The organism is Arthrobacter sp. N199823 (assembly GCF_002929705.1).
In the GTDB taxonomy this organism is placed as follows: domain Bacteria; phylum Actinomycetota; class Actinomycetes; order Actinomycetales; family Micrococcaceae; genus Specibacter.
This window is the reverse complement of the sequence record NZ_PJIN01000004.1, coordinates 11,940-32,830: the sequence shown is the minus strand read 5'-3', so window position 1 is coordinate 32,830 and position 20,891 is coordinate 11,940. Positions and strand designations below refer to the sequence as shown.

The 20,891-nt window shown below is 59.7% G+C and carries 19 protein-coding genes; 9 read left to right on the top strand and 10 right to left on the bottom strand.

Annotated features, from left to right (window positions below):
- The 8 genes from CXQ93_RS10315 to CXQ93_RS10280 all read right to left on the bottom strand — a co-directional run bounded on the left by CXQ93_RS10315 (position 1) and on the right by CXQ93_RS10280 (position 8,728).
- Positions 1-777 (bottom strand): enoyl-CoA hydratase/isomerase family protein, encoded by a 777-nt coding sequence (locus CXQ93_RS10315; protein ID WP_104110355.1) that lies wholly within the window; start codon positions 775-777, stop codon positions 1-3.
- A 7-nt stretch (positions 778-784) separates the two neighbouring features.
- Entirely contained in the window at positions 785-1,972 is a 1,188-nt protein-coding gene (locus CXQ93_RS10310) for an acyl-CoA dehydrogenase family protein (protein WP_104110354.1), read from the bottom strand.
- Positions 1,969-3,642 carry an AMP-binding protein gene (locus CXQ93_RS10305; RefSeq protein WP_104110644.1) on the bottom strand — a complete coding sequence of 558 codons (1,674 nt, stop codon included), beginning with the start codon at positions 3,640-3,642 and terminating at the stop codon, positions 1,969-1,971. Before CXQ93_RS10305 ends, CXQ93_RS10310 begins: the two co-directional genes overlap by 4 nt.
- Positions 3,643-3,694: 52 nt before the next feature.
- Positions 3,695-4,441: an SDR family NAD(P)-dependent oxidoreductase gene (locus CXQ93_RS10300; RefSeq protein ID WP_104110353.1), complete on the bottom strand. Its 747-nt coding sequence runs from the start codon at positions 4,439-4,441 to the stop codon at positions 3,695-3,697.
- A gap of 50 nt (positions 4,442-4,491) precedes the next feature.
- Positions 4,492-5,637, bottom strand: coding sequence for an acyl-CoA dehydrogenase family protein (locus CXQ93_RS10295; RefSeq protein ID WP_104110352.1), 1,146 nt, complete (start codon positions 5,635-5,637; stop codon positions 4,492-4,494).
- A 38-nt stretch (positions 5,638-5,675) separates the two neighbouring features.
- Positions 5,676-6,473: an enoyl-CoA hydratase-related protein gene (locus CXQ93_RS10290; RefSeq protein ID WP_104110351.1), complete on the bottom strand. Its 798-nt coding sequence runs from the start codon at positions 6,471-6,473 to the stop codon at positions 5,676-5,678.
- A 59-nt stretch (positions 6,474-6,532) separates the two neighbouring features.
- Complete coding sequence (locus CXQ93_RS10285; protein ID WP_104110643.1) at positions 6,533-7,219, bottom strand: TetR/AcrR family transcriptional regulator; 687 nt, start codon at positions 7,217-7,219, stop codon at positions 6,533-6,535.
- Between the two features lie 471 nt (positions 7,220-7,690).
- The gene (locus CXQ93_RS10280; protein WP_308470617.1) at positions 7,691-8,728 is read right to left on the bottom strand and encodes a LacI family DNA-binding transcriptional regulator; all 1,038 of its coding nucleotides are present in this window, start codon (positions 8,726-8,728) and stop codon (positions 7,691-7,693) included.
- A 226-nt stretch (positions 8,729-8,954) separates the two neighbouring features.
- On the opposite strand from CXQ93_RS10280, the gene CXQ93_RS10275 reads away from it, so the two are divergent.
- From CXQ93_RS10275 to CXQ93_RS10235, 9 genes are all read left to right on the top strand, one after another.
- The gene (locus tag CXQ93_RS10275) at positions 8,955-10,286 is read left to right on the top strand and encodes an extracellular solute-binding protein (RefSeq protein ID WP_104110350.1); all 1,332 of its coding nucleotides are present in this window, start codon (positions 8,955-8,957) and stop codon (positions 10,284-10,286) included.
- Positions 10,283-11,266 carry a carbohydrate ABC transporter permease gene (locus CXQ93_RS10270; RefSeq protein WP_104110349.1) on the top strand — a complete coding sequence of 328 codons (984 nt, stop codon included), beginning with the start codon at positions 10,283-10,285 and terminating at the stop codon, positions 11,264-11,266. The genes CXQ93_RS10275 and CXQ93_RS10270 overlap by 4 nt, the downstream gene beginning before the upstream one ends.
- A 2-nt stretch (positions 11,267-11,268) precedes the next feature.
- Positions 11,269-12,159 (top strand): carbohydrate ABC transporter permease, encoded by an 891-nt coding sequence (locus tag CXQ93_RS10265; protein ID WP_104110348.1) that lies wholly within the window; start codon positions 11,269-11,271, stop codon positions 12,157-12,159.
- A 22-nt stretch (positions 12,160-12,181) separates the two neighbouring features.
- Positions 12,182-13,384 (top strand): Gfo/Idh/MocA family protein, encoded by a 1,203-nt coding sequence (locus CXQ93_RS10260; RefSeq protein ID WP_104110347.1) that lies wholly within the window; start codon positions 12,182-12,184, stop codon positions 13,382-13,384.
- Positions 13,381-14,079 carry a ThuA domain-containing protein gene (locus CXQ93_RS10255; RefSeq protein WP_104110346.1) on the top strand — a complete coding sequence of 233 codons (699 nt, stop codon included), beginning with the start codon at positions 13,381-13,383 and terminating at the stop codon, positions 14,077-14,079. Before CXQ93_RS10260 ends, CXQ93_RS10255 begins: the two co-directional genes overlap by 4 nt.
- On the top strand, positions 14,064-15,188 hold the full coding sequence (locus CXQ93_RS10250) for a Gfo/Idh/MocA family protein (RefSeq protein WP_104110345.1): 1,125 nt from the start codon (positions 14,064-14,066) through the stop codon (positions 15,186-15,188). Before CXQ93_RS10255 ends, CXQ93_RS10250 begins: the two co-directional genes overlap by 16 nt.
- Positions 15,189-15,398: 210 nt before the next feature.
- A complete protein-coding gene (locus CXQ93_RS10245; RefSeq protein ID WP_258068800.1) occupies positions 15,399-16,100 on the top strand; it encodes a TetR/AcrR family transcriptional regulator in 702 nt (233 codons plus the stop codon).
- Positions 16,101-16,322: 222 nt separating this feature from the next.
- Positions 16,323-17,675 (top strand): hemolysin family protein, encoded by a 1,353-nt coding sequence (locus CXQ93_RS10240; RefSeq protein WP_104110344.1) that lies wholly within the window; start codon positions 16,323-16,325, stop codon positions 17,673-17,675.
- Entirely contained in the window at positions 17,668-18,708 is a 1,041-nt protein-coding gene (locus CXQ93_RS10235; protein ID WP_104110343.1) for a hemolysin family protein, read from the top strand. Before CXQ93_RS10240 ends, CXQ93_RS10235 begins: the two co-directional genes overlap by 8 nt.
- 108 nt (positions 18,709-18,816) lie before the next feature.
- Here CXQ93_RS10235 and CXQ93_RS10230 read toward each other — a convergent pair whose 3' ends face one another.
- Together CXQ93_RS10230 and CXQ93_RS10225 are read right to left on the bottom strand one after the other, a co-directional pair.
- Positions 18,817-19,182, bottom strand: coding sequence for a hypothetical protein (locus CXQ93_RS10230; protein WP_146073209.1), 366 nt, complete (start codon positions 19,180-19,182; stop codon positions 18,817-18,819).
- Between the two features lie 144 nt (positions 19,183-19,326).
- A complete protein-coding gene (locus CXQ93_RS10225; protein ID WP_104110341.1) occupies positions 19,327-20,817 on the bottom strand; it encodes an MFS transporter in 1,491 nt (496 codons plus the stop codon).
- Positions 20,818-20,891: the final 74 nt, after the last annotated feature.

The following is a 20,891-nucleotide window of genomic DNA, read 5'->3' as shown; positions in this document are numbered from 1 at the left end:
CTAGTTCCCCTCGAATTTTGCGGGGCGCTTTTCCAGGAACGCTGCGGCACCTTCGGCCTTGTCGTTGCTGGTGTACAGCAGCGACTGCGCCAGGCGCTCCAGCAGCAGACCGGTGCGCAGATCCGTCTCGCTGCCGTTGTTGATGACGAGTTTGCCCAAGCGGATGGCCAGCGGACCCTTGGCTAGGATGAGCCCGGCAGTGCGTTCGACGGCGGCCATGAGCTCCCCCGGTTCAGTCACTTCGGTGACCAGCCCGATTCGTAGTGCCTCTTCCGCCTCGAAGATGCGCCCCGTCAGAATAAGTTCGACGGCGCGTCCCTTGCCTACCAGCCGGGACAGTCGCTGCGTGCCGCCGGCCCCGGGCAGCACGCCCAGGTTCGTTTCAGGCAGTCCGAAGCGGGCGTTGGCGGATGCGATGCGGATGTCGCAGGACATGGCCAGTTCGTTGCCGCCGCCCAGTGCGAAGCCGTTGACGGCCGCAATGGTGGGCTTTTCGTAGGACTCGATGGAGTCGTAGAGCGTGGCCATGGCGGCAGAAAGTCCGTCGAGCATGGTGTAGCCCGCCAGCTGGTTAATGTCGGCACCGGCCACAAAGGCTTTCTCCCCAGCGCCAGTGAAGACCACCACGCCCACGTCGGGGTTGCCGCGGAACGCCTCCAGCGCGGCGGCAATCTCTGCCAGCACCGTGCGGCTGAGGGCGTTGCGGGATTCGGGCCGGTTGATGGTGATGATGCCGAGCCCGTCGCGGATGTCGGTGAGGATAGTTTCGTAGTTCATGACGCTCCTAACGGAAGGCGGGGATGCCGGTGATATGGCTGCCCAGGATCAGGGTGTGGACCTCATCGGTGCCCTCATAGGTGCGCACCGATTCGAGGTTGTTGGCATGACGCAGCGGCGAGTAGTCCAAGGTGATGCCGTTGCCGCCAAGGATGGCACGGGCGTCACGGCAGATTTGAATGGCCTCACGGCAATTGTTCAGTTTGCCCACGGAAATTTGCACCGGTTCCAGCGTGCCGGCATCCTTCATCCGACCGGTGTGGATGGCCAGCAAGGTGCCCTTTTGGATTTCCAGGAGCATGTTGACCAGCTTCTGCTGAGTGATTTGGTAGGCGGCCAGCGGCTTGTCGAACTGGAGCCGTTCCAATGAGTAGGCCAATGCGGCTTCGTAGCTGTCGCGGGCGGCGCCCATGGTTCCCCAGATGATGCCATAGCGGGCCTCGTTCAGACAGGAGAACGGGCCGCGCAGCCCCTTGGCGCCGGGCAGCAGGGCACCGGCTGGCAGCCGGACCTCCTCGAAGCTGAGGTCGCACTGGATGGAAGCCCGCATCGACAGTTTCCCTTGGATGGCGGTGGCCGTGAAACCGGGGGTGTCGGTGGGCACCAGGAAGCCGCGGACGCCGTCGTCAGTCATGGCCCAAATGACAGCGATCTGGGCAATCGAGGCCAGCCCAATCCAGCGCTTGGCGCCGGTGAGCACCCAGCCATCGCCGTCGCGGCGGGCGAAGGTGGCCATGGAGGAGGGGTCGGAGCCGGCGGTGGGTTCGGTCAGGCCAAAGCAGCCGATGATCTCACCTTTAGCCATGCCAGGTAGGTACTGGTTCTTCTGCTCTTCCGAGCCCCACTTGTGGATGGCGCTCATGGCCAGTGATCCTTGCACGCTGACGAAGGTGCGTAGGCCGGAATCGCCGGCTTCCAATTCCATCGCCGCGATGCCGTATTCGACGGCGGAGCGGCCGGGGCAGCCGTACCCTTTCAGGTGCATGCCCAGCAGTCCCAGCGCACCCATTTCCTTGACGATTTCCACGGGGAACACGGCATCGTCGTACCAGGCTGCGATATTTGGCCGGATGCGCTCGTCCACGAACGTGCGCACGGTGTTGCGCAGCTCCAGCTCTTCAGCGCTGAGCAGGGCGTCAAGGTTGAGTACGTCCGAACGCTGGGCTGATTCGGAGCGGGTGGCGGCGGGAGTCATGATGTTTCCTTCATGGATTGAGTGGCGGCTTCTGCGGAGGCGGCAAAACTGTCGCGCAGCTGGAACTTTTGAATCTTTCCGGAGGGGGTTCTGGGGAAGTCAGAGACCACTTCCAGGCGCTCCGGCCAATAGGGTTTGGCCACGCCCTTGTCTTTCAAAAATTGCTGCATGTCTGCGAAGGTGAATTCCGGGGTACCCTCCTTGAGGACCACGGCGGCGCACGCAATTTCCTGCAGACGTGGGTGCGGCAGGGCGACGACGGCCACGGCATCGATCATGGGGTGTTCGTAGAGCACGTTCTCCACATAGGCCACAGGGATGTTTTCGCCACCGCGAATAATGACGTCCTTGGTGCGGCCCGCGATTTTCAGGTATCCCTCGTCATCGATGCTGCCCAAATCGCCGGTGTCGAACCAGTCTCCGTCAAAGAGCTCACGTGTAGCCTCAAGCTGGCCCAAGTAGCCTTCGAAGAGGAACGGACCCTGGATTTGCAGGCGCCCTTCTGCATCCGCGGGCAGTGTAGTGCCGTCCAGATCAACAATTCTGATCTCCATACCACCCAAGGGGCGGCCGTCGCTGGTGATGATTTTCTCTACCGGATCATTGGGGCTGCCCATGGTCACGAGCCCGCATTCGGTTTGTCCCCAGCCACCAAAAACGCTCATCTCCGGCAGCTCTTCCCGCGCCTGGCGGACCATGACGCGCGGAATGGGCGCACCCATGCAACAGAACCGTTTAAGAGAGGAAACATCCCGGGAAGCCAAATTGGGAGCCTGCAACAGGTCATGCAGGAACGGGGTGGCGCCGGAGGTGTGCGCGATGCCGTACTTTTCCACGAGATCCACAAATGCTTCTGCGTTCCACACATCCTGGAAGATGCCGGTGGCGCCCAGCTGCAGCGGAAGGGAAACACCGTACAAGTATCCGGTCAGGTGGGAAAAGGTGGAAGCCATATGGATAACGGCCGAATTGTCCATGCCCAGATTGTCGCTCCAGGGCACACTGCCGGCCACAAGAGTGTTGTGGGTGTGCATGACACCTTTGGGTTCCCCCGTGGTGCCGGAGGTGAAAATCAGCAATGAGAGGCTGTTGGGGTCCGGCCGCAGGGTGGCCAGTTCGGCCGGATCTCGGCGGTCTTCCCAGGCCGTTCCAATGAACGTTTCCCAGCTGTGGAATCCTTTTGCGAGCCCGTCTCCGGCGTCCACCACTAGGACGTGTTCTAGACTGGGCAGTTTCGGCCAAAGCCGCCCGATCATGGCGGGGTAGTCAAAGCCACGGAAGCTTGCCGGGATAACAAGGACTTTAGCCTGGGCCCGCTCCATCATGAAACCAATCTCACGGTCCCGGTACACGGGGATCAGCGGGTTGGTGATGGCCCCGATACGCACGGCTGCGTAGTGCACCACCAGCCACTCACGCCAGTTGGGTAGCTGGATTGACACGACGTCACCAGGAACAACGCCCATCTCCAAAAGTCCCAAAGCGCACCGGTCCACTTGGCGTTTCAATTCCGCGTAGCTGAAGCTGCCGCGGGAATCGACGCTGGCGGTTTTCTCCGGAGTGTCGGCGGCTGCCTGGTCAAGAAAGTCTGTCAGTGTTTTGTTCTGCCATTGCCCGGCCGCTGTGAAGCGTTCCGCCTTCGCCTGGGTCAGGATGGTTTCAAAAGTCATGGTGGAACCCTTCACGCTCGTCGTTGAGTGCTGGCTGATCCTCGGTTGAGGATCAGCTCATGGTGAGACCGCCGCTGACCGACAGTGTTTGGCCGGTGACGTATGCGGCCTCATCGGATGCAAAAAAGGCCACAGCGTTCGCCAAGTCTGCCGGCTGGGCCAAGCGGCGCAGCGGGATGGCCCGTTCGAGAGCGTCGCGCAGTTTCGGGTTCTCGGCGCTGATACCGGCAAAGAGTGGCGTGTCGGCGGGTCCTGGACAAACGCAGTTCACGGTGACCTTGTTGCGTGCCATTTCACGGGCTGCCGTCTTGGTGAAGGCGATGATGCCGCCCTTTGCCGCGGAGTAGACGGCCTCACCGGAGGAGCCAACGCGTCCGGCGTCGGACCCAATGTTAATGACTGCGCCGTGGCCCTGTTCGGCCATGACGGCCAGCACGGCCTGGCTGCAGTGCAGTGTTCCGTAGAGGTTAATGGCGATGACGCGGTCCCAGTCGGGGACTTTGCTCTGCAGGAATGGCTCTACTTTGTCCCACCCAGCGTTGTTGACGAGAATGTCGATCCGACCGTATTTTTCGGTCACCGCAGCAACCATGGCATCCACTGATTCGCGGCTGGTGACGTCAGTAACGAGCCCGATGGAGTCGTTACCCAACGCTCCCGCGGTTTCGTTGGCGGCAGCCTCATTAATATCCCCGACCACCACCGTGGCGCCTTCGGCAGCCAGCTTTTCGGCGATGCCGCGGCCAATGCCACTTCCGGCGCCTGTCACGATGGCAATTTTATTCTCAAGCTTTCCCATGATGTGCTTCCTTGCAGTTGAGGGGTAGTGAAGAGTGGCGGTGTGCTTTGCTACGGCGCGAATTCGCGCCCAACGGACTGGCGGGCAATGATGAGTTTCATAATTTGGGCGGTCCCATCCCCAATTTGCAGACCCAAGACATCGCGCATGCGCTGTTCGATGGGCAGATCCTGCATGTAGCCAAACTGGCCGTGCAGCAGTAGGCAGGAGTTAATGACGTCGTACGCCGTTTTGGGGGCCCACCATTTGCACATGGCGGCCTGGGAGGTGTGCGGCAGACCCTCGTCCTTGAGCCACAGCGTCTGGTGGCACAGCAGACGAGCCGCGGTAAGGAGGGTTTCACTTTCGGCCAGGGGGAAGGAAACGCCCTGGAATTTGCTCAGCGGCTGATCGAAGGCTTGGCGGGATGAGACATGCGCCCAGGTTTCCTCCACCGTGACGGCGGCCGCGCCAATGCACTGCAGGCCGATGAGGGCCCGGCTGAAGTCAAAACCCTGCATCACCTGGGTGAATCCTGCTCCTTCGTCACCAATCAGGTGATCCTCGGGAATCCAAGCGTCCGTAAAGTGCACGAAGCCACGGGTGACGGCGCGGGTTCCCATGTCATTGACGCCCTCAACTTCCAGTCCGTCCCCGGCCATATCGACGAGGAAGGCGCTGATGCCCCGACCCCGGCGTTGTTCCGGATCAGTCTTGGCGAAGACAACGGTGGCGCCGCACTGCTTGGCGAAAGACATGGACTTGGTGCCGTTGAGGACCCAGCCGCCGCGTTCGCGCCGCGCCGTCAGTGAGGGGTTTCCTGCATCGGAACCTGCTCCGGGTTCGGAGAGGCCGATGGCCACGATCTCCTCGCCGCTGGCGATCTTGGGAACCCAGCGGGCGGCGACGGCGGGCTTGGCGCTTTGCGCCAGGATCTGGCCGACCAGTGAGCCCACCACCTGCAGGTAGGCGACGTTAAAGTCACCCCGCGCGATCTCTTCGGTGATGAGACCGGAGGTCAGGCGCCGTTCGCCGCGCCCGCCCAGTTCAACGGGCAGCTCGGGGGCGATAAGCCCGCGTCCGCCAATGTCCAGGCGTAGTTCCGGGGCGATGAGCCGGTCAATTTCGCGCTGTTTGTAACCGGGGGCAATCATTTCAGCCACTGTGCGGGCTTCCTTGACGTATTTCTGTTGCGACGCCGTAAGGGTGAAATCCATGGTGCGCGCCTTTCTGGCGGAAGTCGTTAGAGGCTGATTTAGTGGCTGATCACGTGTTCATTGAACGCAGGCTTGCGCTTTTCGGCGAAGGCTGCGGCGCCTTCCAAGCCCTCCGGTGAGGCCGTGAACAGATCCAGTGCGGACATGGCGAGGTTGCTCAGCCCGGCCATGTGGTCGGAGTCTGCGTTGAAGGACTGCTTCAGGAAGCGCAGCGCAGTGGGGCTCTTCTCGGCAATCTCGGCGGCCCAGGCTTTGGCCTCGCTCATGAGTTCGCTGGCCGGAACCACCGTGTTGACCAGGCCCCAGCGTTCGGCGGTGACGGCGTCGTACTGGCGGCACAGAAACCAAATCTCACGGGCCCGCTTCTCCCCCACCACTCGGGCGAGGTAGGCGGAGCCGAAACCGGCGTCGAAGGAACCCACGCGGGGTCCGGCCTGACCGAACTTGGCGGTGTCTGCGGCAATGGTGAGGTCGCACAGGACGTGGAGGACGTGGCCGCCGCCGACGGCAATGCCGTTGACGGCTGCAATGACGGGCTTGGGGATGTCGCGGATCAGCTTGTGCAGGTTGCCGATTTCAAACATGCCCGACTCTGTGGGGCCGTAGTCGCCCGTTTCGGCGCGCTGCTTGACGTCGCCGCCGGTGCAGAAGGCCTTCTCACCGGCGCCCGTGAGGATAACTGCCTGCACGCTGCGGTCGGCCCAGGCGGCACGGAAGGCCTTGATCAGTTCTTCAACTGTCTTGCCACGGAAGGCGTTGTATCGGTGGGGTCGGTTCATGGTGATGATGGCGGTGGGGCCTTCCACCTCATACAGGATGTCTTCATAACTGGTCATGGCAATGCCTTTCGTTGTGTCACGTCTTTGTGTCAGGTCATGATCTTTTTGTGGGCTGCTCAGCTCAGGTCCAGGAGGTGGCTGTAGGTGGGACGGTGCTCGGCTTGCACAACCGCGGCAAGAGCGACGGCGGTTTGCTTGCGGACATACGTGTCGAAGTCAAAGGAGCGTTCAAAGTACCAGCGCTTCAGAGCCCAGGCGTGGGCGAGCAGGAGCAAGTTGTAGGCGAAAAGCTCGGCGTCAATACGCACCAGCCGTCCAGCTTCGATGGCCTCAAGTACGGCCTGCTTCAGCGGCTCTACAGTGCTGATTTCTAGGTCCTTGATCTTGTCCCGCCCCGCAGCACCCAGGGACTTTGATTCCCGGTAGGACAAGACAGCCGCGTCGCGGTGGTCGTTGATGACGGAACAGTAGGAGGCGAAAGCAGCAGCGATCCGTTCCACAGGATCGGCACCCGCTGCCGCAATGGCGGCCGGCACCTGCGCGTCGAAAGCATCAAGCACTTCCACGATGACGGCCAGCAGCAGATCTTCCTTGTTGCCAAAGTAGCGGTAAATCAACCCGACACTGACGGACGCCTCGGTGGCCAACGCCTGCATGGAGACGGCGTCGGCACCGTCGCGGGCCATGAGGCGTGCAGCTGCGCTGAGTAGCTGTCGCTTGCGCAGTGAAGCACGCGCTTCACTCGCCGCCTTAGCCGGGTCAACCACGGGCACATCTTGCTGGGTGGATAGTGTTGAACTCATTGTCGCCTCATTGAACTTGCCTTCAAAGAAAATGAATCTGTATTCATTTTCCATGAGCCTAGGTTCAATTTCGATGCGAGTCAAGTGTTGCGCGTCACAAAAACTTTTGAGTTTGGGGGTGGGTGCCACAGTCAGTCTTGTGGTGTCTTTCTCAGGGCGGTTCCTGGCGGCACTGTGGCACAGTCCTGGCCACGGATTCTGTTGGATGATATGACCGCAGGTGTGCCGGGCACTGACGCCACATCCATTCCGGCTCCATGCGCGGCCACGTGGCACCCTTCAGGCAAGGATCGCGAATGGCACGCCAGCAACGACCCGACAAAAGGACCAAGTGCAGCCAAAAGGCCCGGAGGGACAGGGTTAACCTCACCATCTCGTTCGAACCGTCGGGTTCATAGGCGAGGGCATAAGGGCTGCGTTCCGGCAGTTCAACTGAGTTGGCCCTGAGTTAGTGCAGGATCACGGTACGTTCTAGACGCGTGGCGGTGCGGTGGAATCCCTGATAATCAACTCTGTAGCGAATTCCATGTGAGCCGAATCCAGAGCCTCACCTTTGGCCAAACGAAGCACGGCCCGCAAGGCGGCCCGGCCCATCTCCTGCAGCGGCTGTGCCACGGATGTTAGTCGAGGCAGAGTTTGTTCGGTCAGTGGTGTTCCATCAAAGCCCACCAAGCTCAAGTCCTCCGGCACCCGCAGGCCAAGGGTCCGTGCTACCTCGAGGACCCCAAGGGCTATGGAATCAGAACCGGCGAATATCGCCGTCGGAGGTTCCTCAAGAGCCAAGAGCTGACGTGTGCCGACAACGCCGAATGGCTGATTGAACTCCCCGGCCAAAATGTATGCCGGCCGCGAGGAAATCCCGTGACCCATCAATGCCGCAAGATACCCATGGAGCCGCGCAACGCTACATTCAGCAGCGTTGGGACCACCCAAATAGGCAATCCTGGTATGTCCTAGCTCAATCAAGTGTTCGGTGGCCTCCTTGCCACCGGCCCAGTTTGTGGCGCCCACGCTGCTATATCCCTGGCGCGGAGGATTAAGTGGATCGATCACCACTACCGGAATATTGCGATGCTCAAATGAGTCCAGCAACGCAGCAGTCATCTCTGAGGTGACCAAAATTAGGCCCTTGCGCCCGGACTCCACCATGCGTTGTGCCCACTCTTCATGGTTGGCTCGGTGCAACTTCGCCGGCGTCACGTTACCCACCACAACATCTACGTCTTCAATGGCAGCACAGTCCAGGATGCCCGTGACCAGCTCCATAGAGTACGGGGTGTTAAGTCCGTCGATGACAAGATCCACCATGGCAGGACCTGTGGACCTAGTCCGTCGCTGCATAGGCGACTCATAACCAAGCTCCGCCAGTGCCGCTTGAACACGAATACGCGTGGCATCTGCAACATCATCGCGGCCATTGATCACCTTGGAGACCGTTGGTGCCGAGACTCCCGCCAAGGCGGCGACTGTCGCGAGAACAGGTTTCACCTTTGAACTCACTTGATTCACAACATCACCTACTTCTTTCGAAATATTTCAACAATCGAAGTGTGCAACATTTCCATATCGAGAGTCAAATGGTGGCGAACAGTGCTTGACGTGTGATGGGCATCACCGCTAAGTTCTTTTCAAGCACAGAATTAGTTGCGAAATATTTCGAAACGCATGAACTCCCCCACACGCAAACAGCATCTACCCAAGCCACGCGCTCACCACCTATCAATGGAGATAAGACATGGAACACAAAACAACCTCGCGCCGCTCCTTCCTCACCCTGGCCGGCCTTGCCCCGCTGGCCGTTTGGGGTTTGAGCGCCTGCGGAACCTCCGGCCCCGGAGGAGACTCGGGAGCCGCCGGATCCGCCAGCATGTGGTCGCTGACAGGACCGCCCGGTGAGACCATCCGCAAGAACTCCATCGACACCTTCAATAAGGCCAATGCGGACACCCAGGTCAAGCTCACGCTCTTCCAGAACGACGCCTTCAAGACCAAGATCAAGACGGCCATCGGCGCCGGTGAAGCTCCCACCATGATTTACGGATGGGGCGGCGGTGGATTGAAGTCCTACGCACAAGCCAATCAGGTGCTCGACCTGACGTCCTGGCTCGAGGAGAACCCTAAAGTCAAGGACAAGCTGTTCCCGTCTGCCTTCGGCGCGGCAACCATTGATGGCAAGATCTACGCCTTGCCCAATGAAACCGTTGCGCCCATCATCCTCTTCTTCAACAAGGCACTCTTCGAAAAGGCCGGCGCCCAGCCGCCCAAGACCTGGGATGAACTGATGGCTCTGAGCAAGACTTTCAACGATCTGGGCATCGCTCCCATCTCGCTTGCCGGCCAGTCCCGCTGGACGTCGATGATGTGGTTGGAGTTGATGTTTGACAGGGTTGGTGGCCCGGAGGTCTTCAACGACATCTTCGCTGGGAAGGCAAATGCTTGGTCCAACCCGGCCGCTATTGAGGCCTTGACCAAGATCCAGGAGCTAGTCTCTGCCAACGGTTTCATCAAGGGCTTCAACTCCATCACAGCAGATTCCAACGCAGATCAGGCCCTGCTTTACACCGGAAAAGCTGCCATGATGCTCCATGGTGCGTGGACCTACGGTGGAATGAAGGCCGACGGCGGCGACTTTGTTCCCGGCGGAAACTTGGGTTGGGTTGATTTCCCCACGGTGACTGGCGGAAAGGGCGATGCTAAGAACGGGGTGGGCAACCCCGGCCAGTACATGTCCATCTCCTCCAAGGCAACAGCGGAGGAAGTGGACACTGCCAAGAAGTACTTTGCCGAAGGACTCCTGAGCCCGGCGGAAGTCACCGCCTGGATCGAATCCGGGGCCGTACCCATTGTTGTTGGCATTGAAGACCAGCTGGCTGCTACAGAAGATAAGGACTTCCTGACGTACGTCTACAACTCTGCCAAGGATGCTCCCAACTTCCAGCAATCGTGGGATCAGGCATTGAGCCCGACAGCCGCCGAAGCCCTGTTGAACAACATTGACCAGCTGTTCACCAAGTCGATTACTCCGGAAAAGTTTGCCAGCAACATGGATGCGACGATTGGCAAATGAGCGCATCCGTGACCATCACTGAGCGAGGCTCAGGAACGCAACGGAAAGGCCGGCGCTCTGGTGGGGGCAAGCCAGAGGGTGCACAGGCTGATAGCCAGAAGTCTCACTCCACCGCTACTGGCGCCTTGAATTGGCTAGTGGTGCCTGCTCTGGTTCTCTTCTTAGTCTTTGCCATCGTCCCACTAGTGGGTGTGCTGGTACTGAGCTTTACCGACTGGGACGGCATTGGTGCCATCAATTTCAACGGTGTGGAAAACTGGTTGCGTTACTTTAGCGATCCCTCCATGTACAAGGCATTGGGCCTGACGTTCCTCATCATGGTCCTAACCTGGGTCATCCAGACTCCCATCAGCCTGCTGCTGGGTACTTTCACGGCAGGATCACAGAAGTACCGGGCCTTATTGGCCGTACTCTACTTCCTGCCGCTGCTGCTGTCCTCCGCGGCGATTGCCATCGCCTACAAGGCTCTGCTGGATCCCAACTTTGGCTTGGCCGCCGGATTGCACATGCCGATCTTGGCGCAGGACTGGCTGGGTCAGCCCCAGTTGGCTCTCGGCGTAGTGATCTTTGTGGTCTCCTGGCAATTCATCCCCTTCCACACCCTGATCTACCAAGGTGGTGTGCGCCAGATTCCCAAGTCGCTCTATGAGGCGGCATCCATTGATGGTGCGGGCCGGGTTAAACAGTTCTTCTACATCACGGTGCCACAGCTGAAATACACCATCATCACCTCCTCAACACTGATGGTGGTGGGTGCTGTGACCTACTTTGACATGATCTTTGTGCTGACCGGCGGCGGGCCTGGCAATGCCACCCGCAACCTTGCCCTCGACATGTACCTCACCGGCTTCAAAGCCAACCAGATGGGTCAAGCCAGCGTCACAGCCGTGATCTTGGTTGTCTTGGGGCTCGGTATCGCCTTGTGGCTGCAACGACTTGGCGGAAAAGACAAAAACGGCAGCCAATTGGAAGGCATGTAACCATGGCAACTACTTTGCCAACACGGGCAACCCCCACCAAGCGGAACGTCAACTCAGCCACGCGTGTTGGCGACCGCCTAAGAAAGTTGAACCTGCCAGCGGGTGCAGCTGGTTGGATCTGGCTGGCCATCATCATCATCCCGGTCTATTACATTGTGGTGACGTCCTTCAAGTCTCAGGCCGGGTACTTCAGTCAAAACCCCCTGGCCATACCCTCGGAACCGACGCTGGACAACTACAAGATGGTGATTGCCAATGATTTTGGCCGCTACTTCCTGAACAGCGTCATCGTCACGTTGGGTGCCACCGTACCCGCAGTCGGGTTCTCCTTTATGGCTGCCTTCGCCATTGTGCGCGGTCAAAGCCGGTTCCTCAAAGGAGTCAACGGACTGTTCTTGATGGGACTAGCCATCCCGCTGCAGGCCACCATCATCCCGGTCTACCTGCTGATCATCAAGATGAATCTGTACGATTCACTGCTGGCGCTGGTACTGCCATCGATCGCGTTTGCCATCCCCCTCACCGTGCTGATTCTTTCCAACTTCATCAGGGACGTTCCTAATGAATTGTTTGAATCCATGCGCCTGGATGGCTGCAGTGAATGGCAGACCATGTGGCGCCTAGCCTTACCCCTGACCAAGCCGGCCATTGTCACAGTTTCCATCTACAACGGTCTGGGCGTCTGGAACGGCTTCCTGCTGCCACTGATCTTGACGCAAAGCCCTGAGCTGCGCGTACTCCCCCTGGCGCTCTGGACGTTCCAGGGCCAGTACTCGGTCAATATCCCCGCTGTTCTGGCCTCCGTTGTTTTGACCACGCTGCCCATCTTGGTGCTGTACATCATTGGCCGCCGCCAACTGCTCAGCGGCCTCACCGCCGGATTCAGCAAGTAGCTCTCGAAAGGACACTATTCATATGACACCGCAGAATCCTGCCTTGCGTGTGGGCATGGCGGGCTACGCCTTCATGGGAGCAGCCCACTCCCATGCGTGGCGCAACGCGCACCGCTTCTTCGACTTACCTCTCACCCCGGAACTGACGGCCATCGCCGGACGTAACCAATCCGCCGTCGAACATGCCGCCGCACAGATGGGCTGGGCTTCCACGGAAACCGATTGGCGGGCACTGATTGCACGCGAGGATATTGACCTGATCGATATCTGCACGCCCGGAGACACCCACGCTGAAATCGCCATCGCAGCACTGCGGGCAGGCAAGCACGTTCTGTGCGAAAAACCGCTCGCCAACAGTGTGGCCGAGGCCCAGGAAATGACCGAGGTCGCGGCGGAGGCGGCCCGCAACGGCGTGTTTGCCATGTGCGGGTATTCGTACCGCCGCACCCCAGCCTTGGCACTCATGAAACGCATGATCGCCGACGGCAAAGTCGGGACCATCCGTCATGTCCGCGCCCAATACCTCCAAGACTGGCTCTCGGATGAAAACGGACCCCTGACCTGGCGCATGGACAAGACGAAATCCGGCTCTGGCGCGCTCGGCGACATCGGCGCACACAGCATTGATGCCGCACAATTCGTCACCGGCCAACGCATCACCGGCGTCTCCGCCATCATGGAAACCTTTACCACCCAACGCCCCACTGGCGGGGAGTTCGTGGGACTCGGCGGGAACACCACAGTGGACGCCAGTACCGAAATGGGGCCGGTTACAGTTGATGACGCTGTCATCTTTTCCGCAAGGTTCGACGGCGGTCCCATCGGCGTGTTCGAGGCGACCCGTGCCGCTCTAGGGCGGAAAAACGCCATGCGCCTGGAAGTAAATGGCTCACTGGGTTCCTTGGCGTTCGACTTCGAGGATATGAACTTCCTGCAGTTCTACGATCAGCGCGATGAAGCCGGCTCCCGCGGCTTCCACCGCATCATGGTCACCGAACCCGAACATCCCTACGTAGGCAACTGGTGGCCCACCGGACACGGCCTGGGCTACGAGCACGGCTTCACGCATCAAGTGGTGGACCTGGTCACGGCACTGGGTAACAAAACCCAACCCACGCCGTCGTTCGCTGAGGCGTTGGGCGTGCAACGCGTCCTGGCCGCAGTGGAAGACAGCGCTACGAAGAACAGCATCTTCACCACCACAGACCAAGAGGAAAACTCATGACAGAGACAAAAAACGCGCTCGTTGTGCGCGGCGGCTGGGACGGACACCAACCCGTTGAGGCCACCGATTTATTCATCCCGTACCTGCGTGCGAACGGCTTTAGCGTCCGCATTGAAGAAAGCCCGGCCGTCTACGCCGATGCCAACTACATGGCCGGAGTGGATTTGATCGTGCAGTGCAACACCATGACCACAATAGAGCCGGAGGAATTCAAAGGTCTGCGTACCGCTGTTGAAAATGGCACAGGCTTGGCCGGCTGGCACGGCGGGATCGCCGATTCGTACCGCAACAACTCCGATTACCTGCACCTGATTGGCGGCCAGTTCGCCTGCCACCCCGGAAATCATCCCGATGAGGCCACGGGCGAACAGTCAGATAACTACGTTCCCTACACCGTCACTATGGCCCCGGCGGCCACCAACCACCCCATCACGGAGGGTATTGGCGACTTCGATCTGGTGACCGAACAGTACTGGGTCCTGGCCGATGACTACATCGATGTACTCGCGACAACCACGCAAAAGGTCCGTCCGTGGGACGCCTGGAACCGTGAGGTCACCTCCCCCGCGATTTGGACACGCCAGTGGGGCAAGGGCCGAATCTTCGTCTCCACCCCTGGCCACCGTGTAGAAATTCTTGAAGATCCCAACGTCAAAACCATCATTGAAAGAGGCATGTTGTGGGCCAGCCGCTAAATATTCTCAACATCGGCATTGTGGGCTGTGGAAACATCATTGCCCAGTATCTAAAGACGCTCCCGTCCCTAGACACGCTGCGGCTGGTTGCCGTTGCGGATCTGGATGTGGCCCGAGCGCAGGCCGTGGCCGCTGATTTGCCCGGCGTGCGCGCGCTTTCGGTGGCGGAATTGATGGACGACGACGAGGTCCAGTTGGTCTTGAACCTCACCATCCCTGCCGCGCATGCGCAAGTAGCGCTACAGGCAATAGCAGCGGGCAAGCACGTCTACGGCGAAAAACCGTTGGCGGCCACTGCCGAGGAGGCGGCCACTGTTTTGGCTGCCGCATCCGCTGCCGGAGTCACTGTTGGCTGCGCACCGGACACCGTCCTGGGGACGGGGACGCAGACTGCCCGGCGTGCCATTGATGACGGCCTTATTGGCCGTCCCATCTCGGCAACAGCCACCATGATGTGCCCCGGGCACGAGCGTTGGCACCCCAACCCGGACTTTTACTATGTGCCCGGTGGTGGTCCGCTGCTCGACATGGGCCCGTATTACGTCTCATCGTTGGTGACCTTGTTGGGCCCGGTGAAGTCAGTGATTGGTGCTGCCAGCCACACCCGGGACGAGCGGACCATCGGCTCCGGTCCCCGCGCCGGTGAGGTTATCCCCGTATCAACGGATACCCATGTCAGTGGCGTCCTCGTTCATGAATCCGGCGCTCTCTCGACCGTGATCATGAGCTTCGATGCGGTCGCAACACGGGCTGCCAACATTGAGATCCACGGGGAATCCGGTTCTCTGATTGTTCCTGATCCCAATAGGTTCGAAGGAGATGTACAGCTGCGCCGTCTTGGCGATAGCGAGTGGGAAACACTGCCCGTTTCCGCCGGCTACGTGGATGGCTCACGCGGGATTGGTCTGCATGATCTGGCCGCCACGGCTCCCGGAGCGGAACCCCGCGCAGGCGGCGCTTTGGCTTACCACGCGCTGGAAGTCATGGAATCGGTGCTGAAATCAGCGCATACCGGTGCGCTCGTCACCATTGCCAGCACCTGTGAGCGTCCTGCTGCTGTCCCGCTGATTCGCCTTGCCGGCGCGGACGCCTTGGCTGGCACTGCCTAGATCTGAAGTGAAAGAACCACATCAAGAGAGTCCGCCCCTGCGCACGGTCACTGTGCGGGGACGGGCTCTTTTGGCCTATGCCCCAGTCGGTGCCCGCCTCGGTTAGTCCTGTGGCAGTCACTGCACTGGGTTGGTCCGCGGGGCACTCTCAAGTGCGAATCACGCATTAATCCGCGCCTTTCGGTCTATAGTGGCCGTAGAAGAGAGGCAATGATGACCAATCGGAATGTTGTCAGGGAAGCTACCGAATCGGATGTCGCAACGCAGGCTTCTGTTGCTGATGCCTTGAGTTCAGAGAGCCGGCAGGCGGAAAGGTTTGAGGTGCGCCGGGCGGAACTGGCAGCCGCCGCATTGGCCACCTTGAACGACTTTGGCTATGCCCGAACCAGTTTGCGGGAGATTGCCCAGAAATCCGGATTTTCTCACGGGGTCTTCCACTATTACTTCCGCGACAAGGTAGAGCTCATCACCTACTGTGTGCGCGAATACAAGCTGGCTTGTGTTGGGCACTATGACGCAATAACATCCAACGCCACCTCTGCTGAGCAAGTGCGCTTGGCTTTTGCTGCGGCCTTGGCCGCATCGGCTCGCGACGATACTCCCATGCACAGACTTTGGTACGACCTACGCAATCAGAGCATGTTTGACGACGACTTCCACGCAGATGTCACCGAGGTCGATTCTAGCCTTGAGACAATGATCTGGACCATCGTCAGTACCTACGCAGCTTTCCACGGTACCGAAATAGCTTTGCCACGACGCACTGTTTATGCTCTCTTCGATGGCATGTTCCAGCAGTGTTTGTTAGACATTCATACTGGCAGCGCCGATGCGCTCGCTACCCTTCAGCAAGGAGTCTGGCAGCTATTCCCCCGTCTGCTGGTGGGGTTCGGATCTCCAGACATGGCTTAGCCCCGGGTCCGTGGATGGTAAGGACGCGAAGGCGACCGCAGCCGCTTCAGGGAACGAACATTCACGGGAAACATCAAGGTTTCTGCGCCACAAAAACACGGCTACCGGCCGGCAGGCCCCGTATAGTTGGTCATACTATGGATGACCCCCCAACACATATGCCCTGGCCCCTCTCCCCACCTGTCGGATTGATTCCGACACCCACCGGAGAGGGGCGCCCCAATGTATGAATGGATCATGATCGGCATTGGTCTGGTCCTCACCGTGGGCACCGGCTTGTTCGTCGCTTCCGAATTCGCGCTGGTCAACCTGGACCGCAACGACCTTGAAGCCCGCGCCGCGCGCGGAGAAAAACGTCTGGGCCCCACCATCAAAGCCCTGAAAATCACCTCCACGCACCTCTCTAGCGCCCAACTGGGCATCACCCTGACCACCCTGCTGACCGGCTATACCTTTGAACCGGCTATTAGTTCGCTGCTGCGGGGTCCGTTGCTGGGGGTAGGAGTTCCGGAAACGTTCGTGCCGGGGATCGGCGCAGTGATCGGCATCTTCATTGCCACGGTGTTCTCCATGATCATCGGCGAGCTGGTTCCCAAGAACTTCGCCCTCGCCCTGCCGTTGGCAACGGCCAAGGTAGTGATTCCCTTTCAGGCGTTGTTCACTACCGTGTTCAAACCCGTAATTCTGCTGTTCAACAACACCGCCAACGCCATCATTCGGTCTTTCGGCATCGAGCCGAAGGAAGAACTCTCCGGCGCACGCAGCGCCGAGGAACTCAGCTCGTTGGTTCGCCGCTCGGCCTTGGAAGGGGTCCTGGACCAGGACCACGCCACGCTGCTGCATCGCACTCTGCGCTTCTCCGAGCTCAGCGCCGCAGATGTGATGACACCGCGCGTGCGCATGGTCGCCGTAGATGCACAGGATCATGCCGAGGACATCATTGCCTTGGCCATCCAAACAGGATTCTCCCGTTTCCCGGTGATCGGCCGGGACCGTGACGAAATCCTGGGCGTGTTGCATGTCAAGGCGGCCTTTGCCCTGCCCGTGGAGCAACGCGCTACACAGCTCGCCGCCGACTTGATGCATGCACCGTTACGGATCCCCGAATCGATGGGCGTTGAATCGCTTCTGGGACTGCTGCGCCAGCAGGGCCTGCAGGTAGCCATCGTCTCCGACGAACACGGCGGAACCGCCGGAATCGTCACTCTCGAGGACCTCGTGGAAGAGATCGTCGGGGAATTGGAGGACGAACACGACAAGGTCCGTGTCGGGGTCGTGAAAACCGGGCGTTCAGTGACCTTTGACGCCTCGTTGCGCCCGGACGAACTGCTGGACCGCACCGGGATCAAGGTTCCGGACGGCGAGGAATATGACACCCTCGCAGGTTTCGTCACCGACCAACTGGACCGAATCCCCGAACTCGGCGACGAAGTGTCCCTCTCAGAAGGCACCCTGCGCGTGGAACGCGTATTGGGGACCCATATTGAGCGTTTGAAATTCACTCCGCTGGACCCTTCCCGGAGCGAACACGACCAGATCATCGAGAACATGACCCAGGACCTGACCCATGAGTGAATATCTTCCCGGAATCATCTGGCTCGTCGTGCTGCTGGTCATCAACGCCTTCTTTGTCGGCGCGGAATTCGCCGTCATATCCGCCCGTCGTTCGCAGATCGAGCCCAAGGCTGAGGCAGGTTCCAAGGCAGCGAAGACTACCCTCTGGGCCATGGAACATGCCACGCTGATGCTGGCCACGAGCCAGCTGGGCATCACCGTGTGTTCCTTGGTGATTCTCAATGTCTCCGAGCCGGCGATCCACCACCTGCTCGAACTCCCGCTAGGCTTGACCTCCCTGAGCGCGGAGGCCATCGGCATCATCGCGTTCATCACGGCGCTGCTGCTGGTCACCTTCCTGCACGTGGTGATCGGTGAAATGGTCCCGAAGAACATTTCCTTCTCCGTGCCCACACGTGCGGCCCTAATCCTGGCTCCGCCGCTGGTCATGGTGGCCCGCATCGTCAAACCGGTGATCTGGAGCCTGAACGGCATCGCCAACGCCATCCTGCGCCTCTTCCGGGTGGAGCCCAAGGACGGAGCCACCAGCGCCTACACCCTGGATGAGGTGGCAGGTATCGTGGAGCAATCCACCCGTGACGGGATGCTCAACGATGTCAGTGGCACGCTGAGCAACGCGTTTGAGTTCACCACCAAGAAGGTCTCCGATGTTGAGGTTCCGCTCCGTGACATGGTCCTGTTGCCGGAGGGTTCCTCCCCCGCCGACATCCAGTCTGCGGTGGCCAAACACGGGTACTCCCGCTACATCCTCGTGAACGCTGACAGGGAACCTGTTGGTTACCTGCACCTGAAGGACGTCATGGACCTGACCACGGCTCAGAAGCTCCACGAGCCAGTTCCGGCGAAGCGTATTCGGGCATTGGCGTCCACGTTCAGTGGTCTTGAGCTAGAAGATGCCCTAGCAGTCATGCGCCGAACCGGCGCCCACGTGGCAAGAGTGTTTGATGCGGAGGGGAACACCACTGGTGTTCTTTTCTTGGAGGACATCATCGAGGAACTGGTCGGCGAGGTGCAGGACGCCACCAGCGCCTAGGCAGCATTTGCGGGAACTCGGCGGGGCTGCAACCTTCAAGGTTGCAGCCCCGCTCTTTTCGCTCGATTCCCGCCTAGCTCTTGCCAAGGCCAGTGCGGATCTCGTGTTCTAGGGAACGGAAATTTCCCGGAGTTGTTGTGCTGCCTCTCGCCAGGCGTTGCGTTGATCTTGACTCAGGGGTCTCTCTTGGCTGGTTGCCCAATCTTCTAGGTCTTTTCCACCAATGGATTCTGCCAAGTACTCGATGACAAGTTTTTTGGACTCGGTAGCTATTTTGGCGCCGATTTGTTCGGCGTGTGGAACATCGGCTAATTCTGTGAGGTATGCCCGAGCGAACCAATCTGCCGAATCTGTCATAAATCCGTCACCTCTGAACAGGGATTCCCTGATGCGTTCGGGATCTAATCCCCTAGCCGCTAGGAGGGCTGCGTCAATGTTGCCAGGATCCACGAGGCTGCTTAGATCGCTACTCATCGAACCCATCCGTGGTTGACATGCCAGCCTGAGATCCTGCGGGTCGGAGTTCTAGGCATCAGTGTCAGCACGAGCAAAACAAGGCGGACCTCTTTAGCCGCCTATCAGCTGGCTGGCCATGCGAGCACTGCAGGCGCCAGAAGACTACATGTGCACGGCTGCTTCGCCGGTGGGAACGGCCGCGTCGGCACGGCGTCTGTACATCAGGGCCGTCACGATGGCGCCTACCACCAGCAACACGGCGCAGGCGAAGTATGCGCCTGAGTAACCGCCGACGAGGGATTCCAGCTGACCCTTGCCGCCGTCGAGAGCCGTGATGGTTGCTCCGGCAACCAAGGTGTTCAGCACGGCTAGGCCAATGGAGCCGCCAAGCTGCTGTGATGCGTTCACGGCTGCGGATGCGGCACCCGCATGATGGCGGTCAACACCCAAGGTGCCTACGCTCATTGCCGAGGAAATAATGGCACCCAGACCAAGAGCAATGACGAACATCGGCACAGCGACATGCAGAGCGTAGCTGCTGTCAGCCTTGGCCGACATCAGCAGGACTGAGCCAATGGCAGAGATGACCATGCCGGCCGGAACCAGCATCTTTGCCCCCAACTTGGGCATGAGTGCCGAGGCAGAAACAACCGCAGCGATCATGATTCCCAAGCACAACGGGAGTACGGCCAAGCCGGTTTGCAACGGGGTGAAACCGAGCACGATCTGCAGGTAGTACACCAGGTACAGGTTCACACCAAAGACCACTGCCCCAGCGACGAAAATGGCGATCATGGAGGCTCCCCGATCCCGGTCAAGCACAATGTGCAGCGGCAGCAGCGGAGACTTTCCCTTGCGTTGGATCATGACGAAGACAACGAGCAGAACCAGTCCGGCGGCGAGGAAGCCCCAGGTGCGCACGTCACCAAAGCCACGTTCTTCAGCATTGGTAAATCCGAAGACCAAGGCAAAGAAGCCCAATGAGGCAAAGATGGCGCCCGGAACATCCAGCTTAACGCCCCGTTCACTCGCTGTGGGGGCGATGGCAATAAGGCCCACCACAAAAGCAATGGCCGCAAAGGCGATGTTGACGTAAAGCGTCCAGCGCCAAGATAGTGTTTCCGTCAGCACGCCACCGAGCAGCAGACCGACAGCGCCTCCGGCACCAGCTAGAGCACCGAAGATACCAAAGGCTTTGCCACGTTCTGCGGGATCGATGAAGGTGGTGGTCAACAACGAGAGAGCTGCCGGAGCCAACAGGGCCGCGAAGATTCCCTGCAGTACGCGCGCGGCCAGCAGGATCGCGAAAGTGGGGGCAGCGCCACCGAGTGCCGAGGCTACGGCGAAGCCCACCAAGCCAATGAGGAAGATCTGCTTGCGACCCATCAGGTCAGCAATACGGCCTCCCAACAGGAGCAAACCGCCAAAGGCGAGAGCGTAGGCCGTGATGGCCCACGGACGGAGTGTGTCCGAAAAAGCAAGTTCAATCTGGGCGCTCGGAAGCGCCACGTTCATAATGGTTGCATCAAGCACCACCATGAGTTGGGACATGCCGATGGCCAACATGGACCACCAGCGAAGGCCGACCCATTTGGAGTCAGGTGCCAATTGCGGAGTCTGGCTCCTCTGGTCCGATTTTGTAACGATGCTCATAAGTCTCTTTTGCTTCTTTCAGGTGATGAAGCTGTCCCAGCGGAACAACTATTCCTCATAGCTTAGCTCATGCG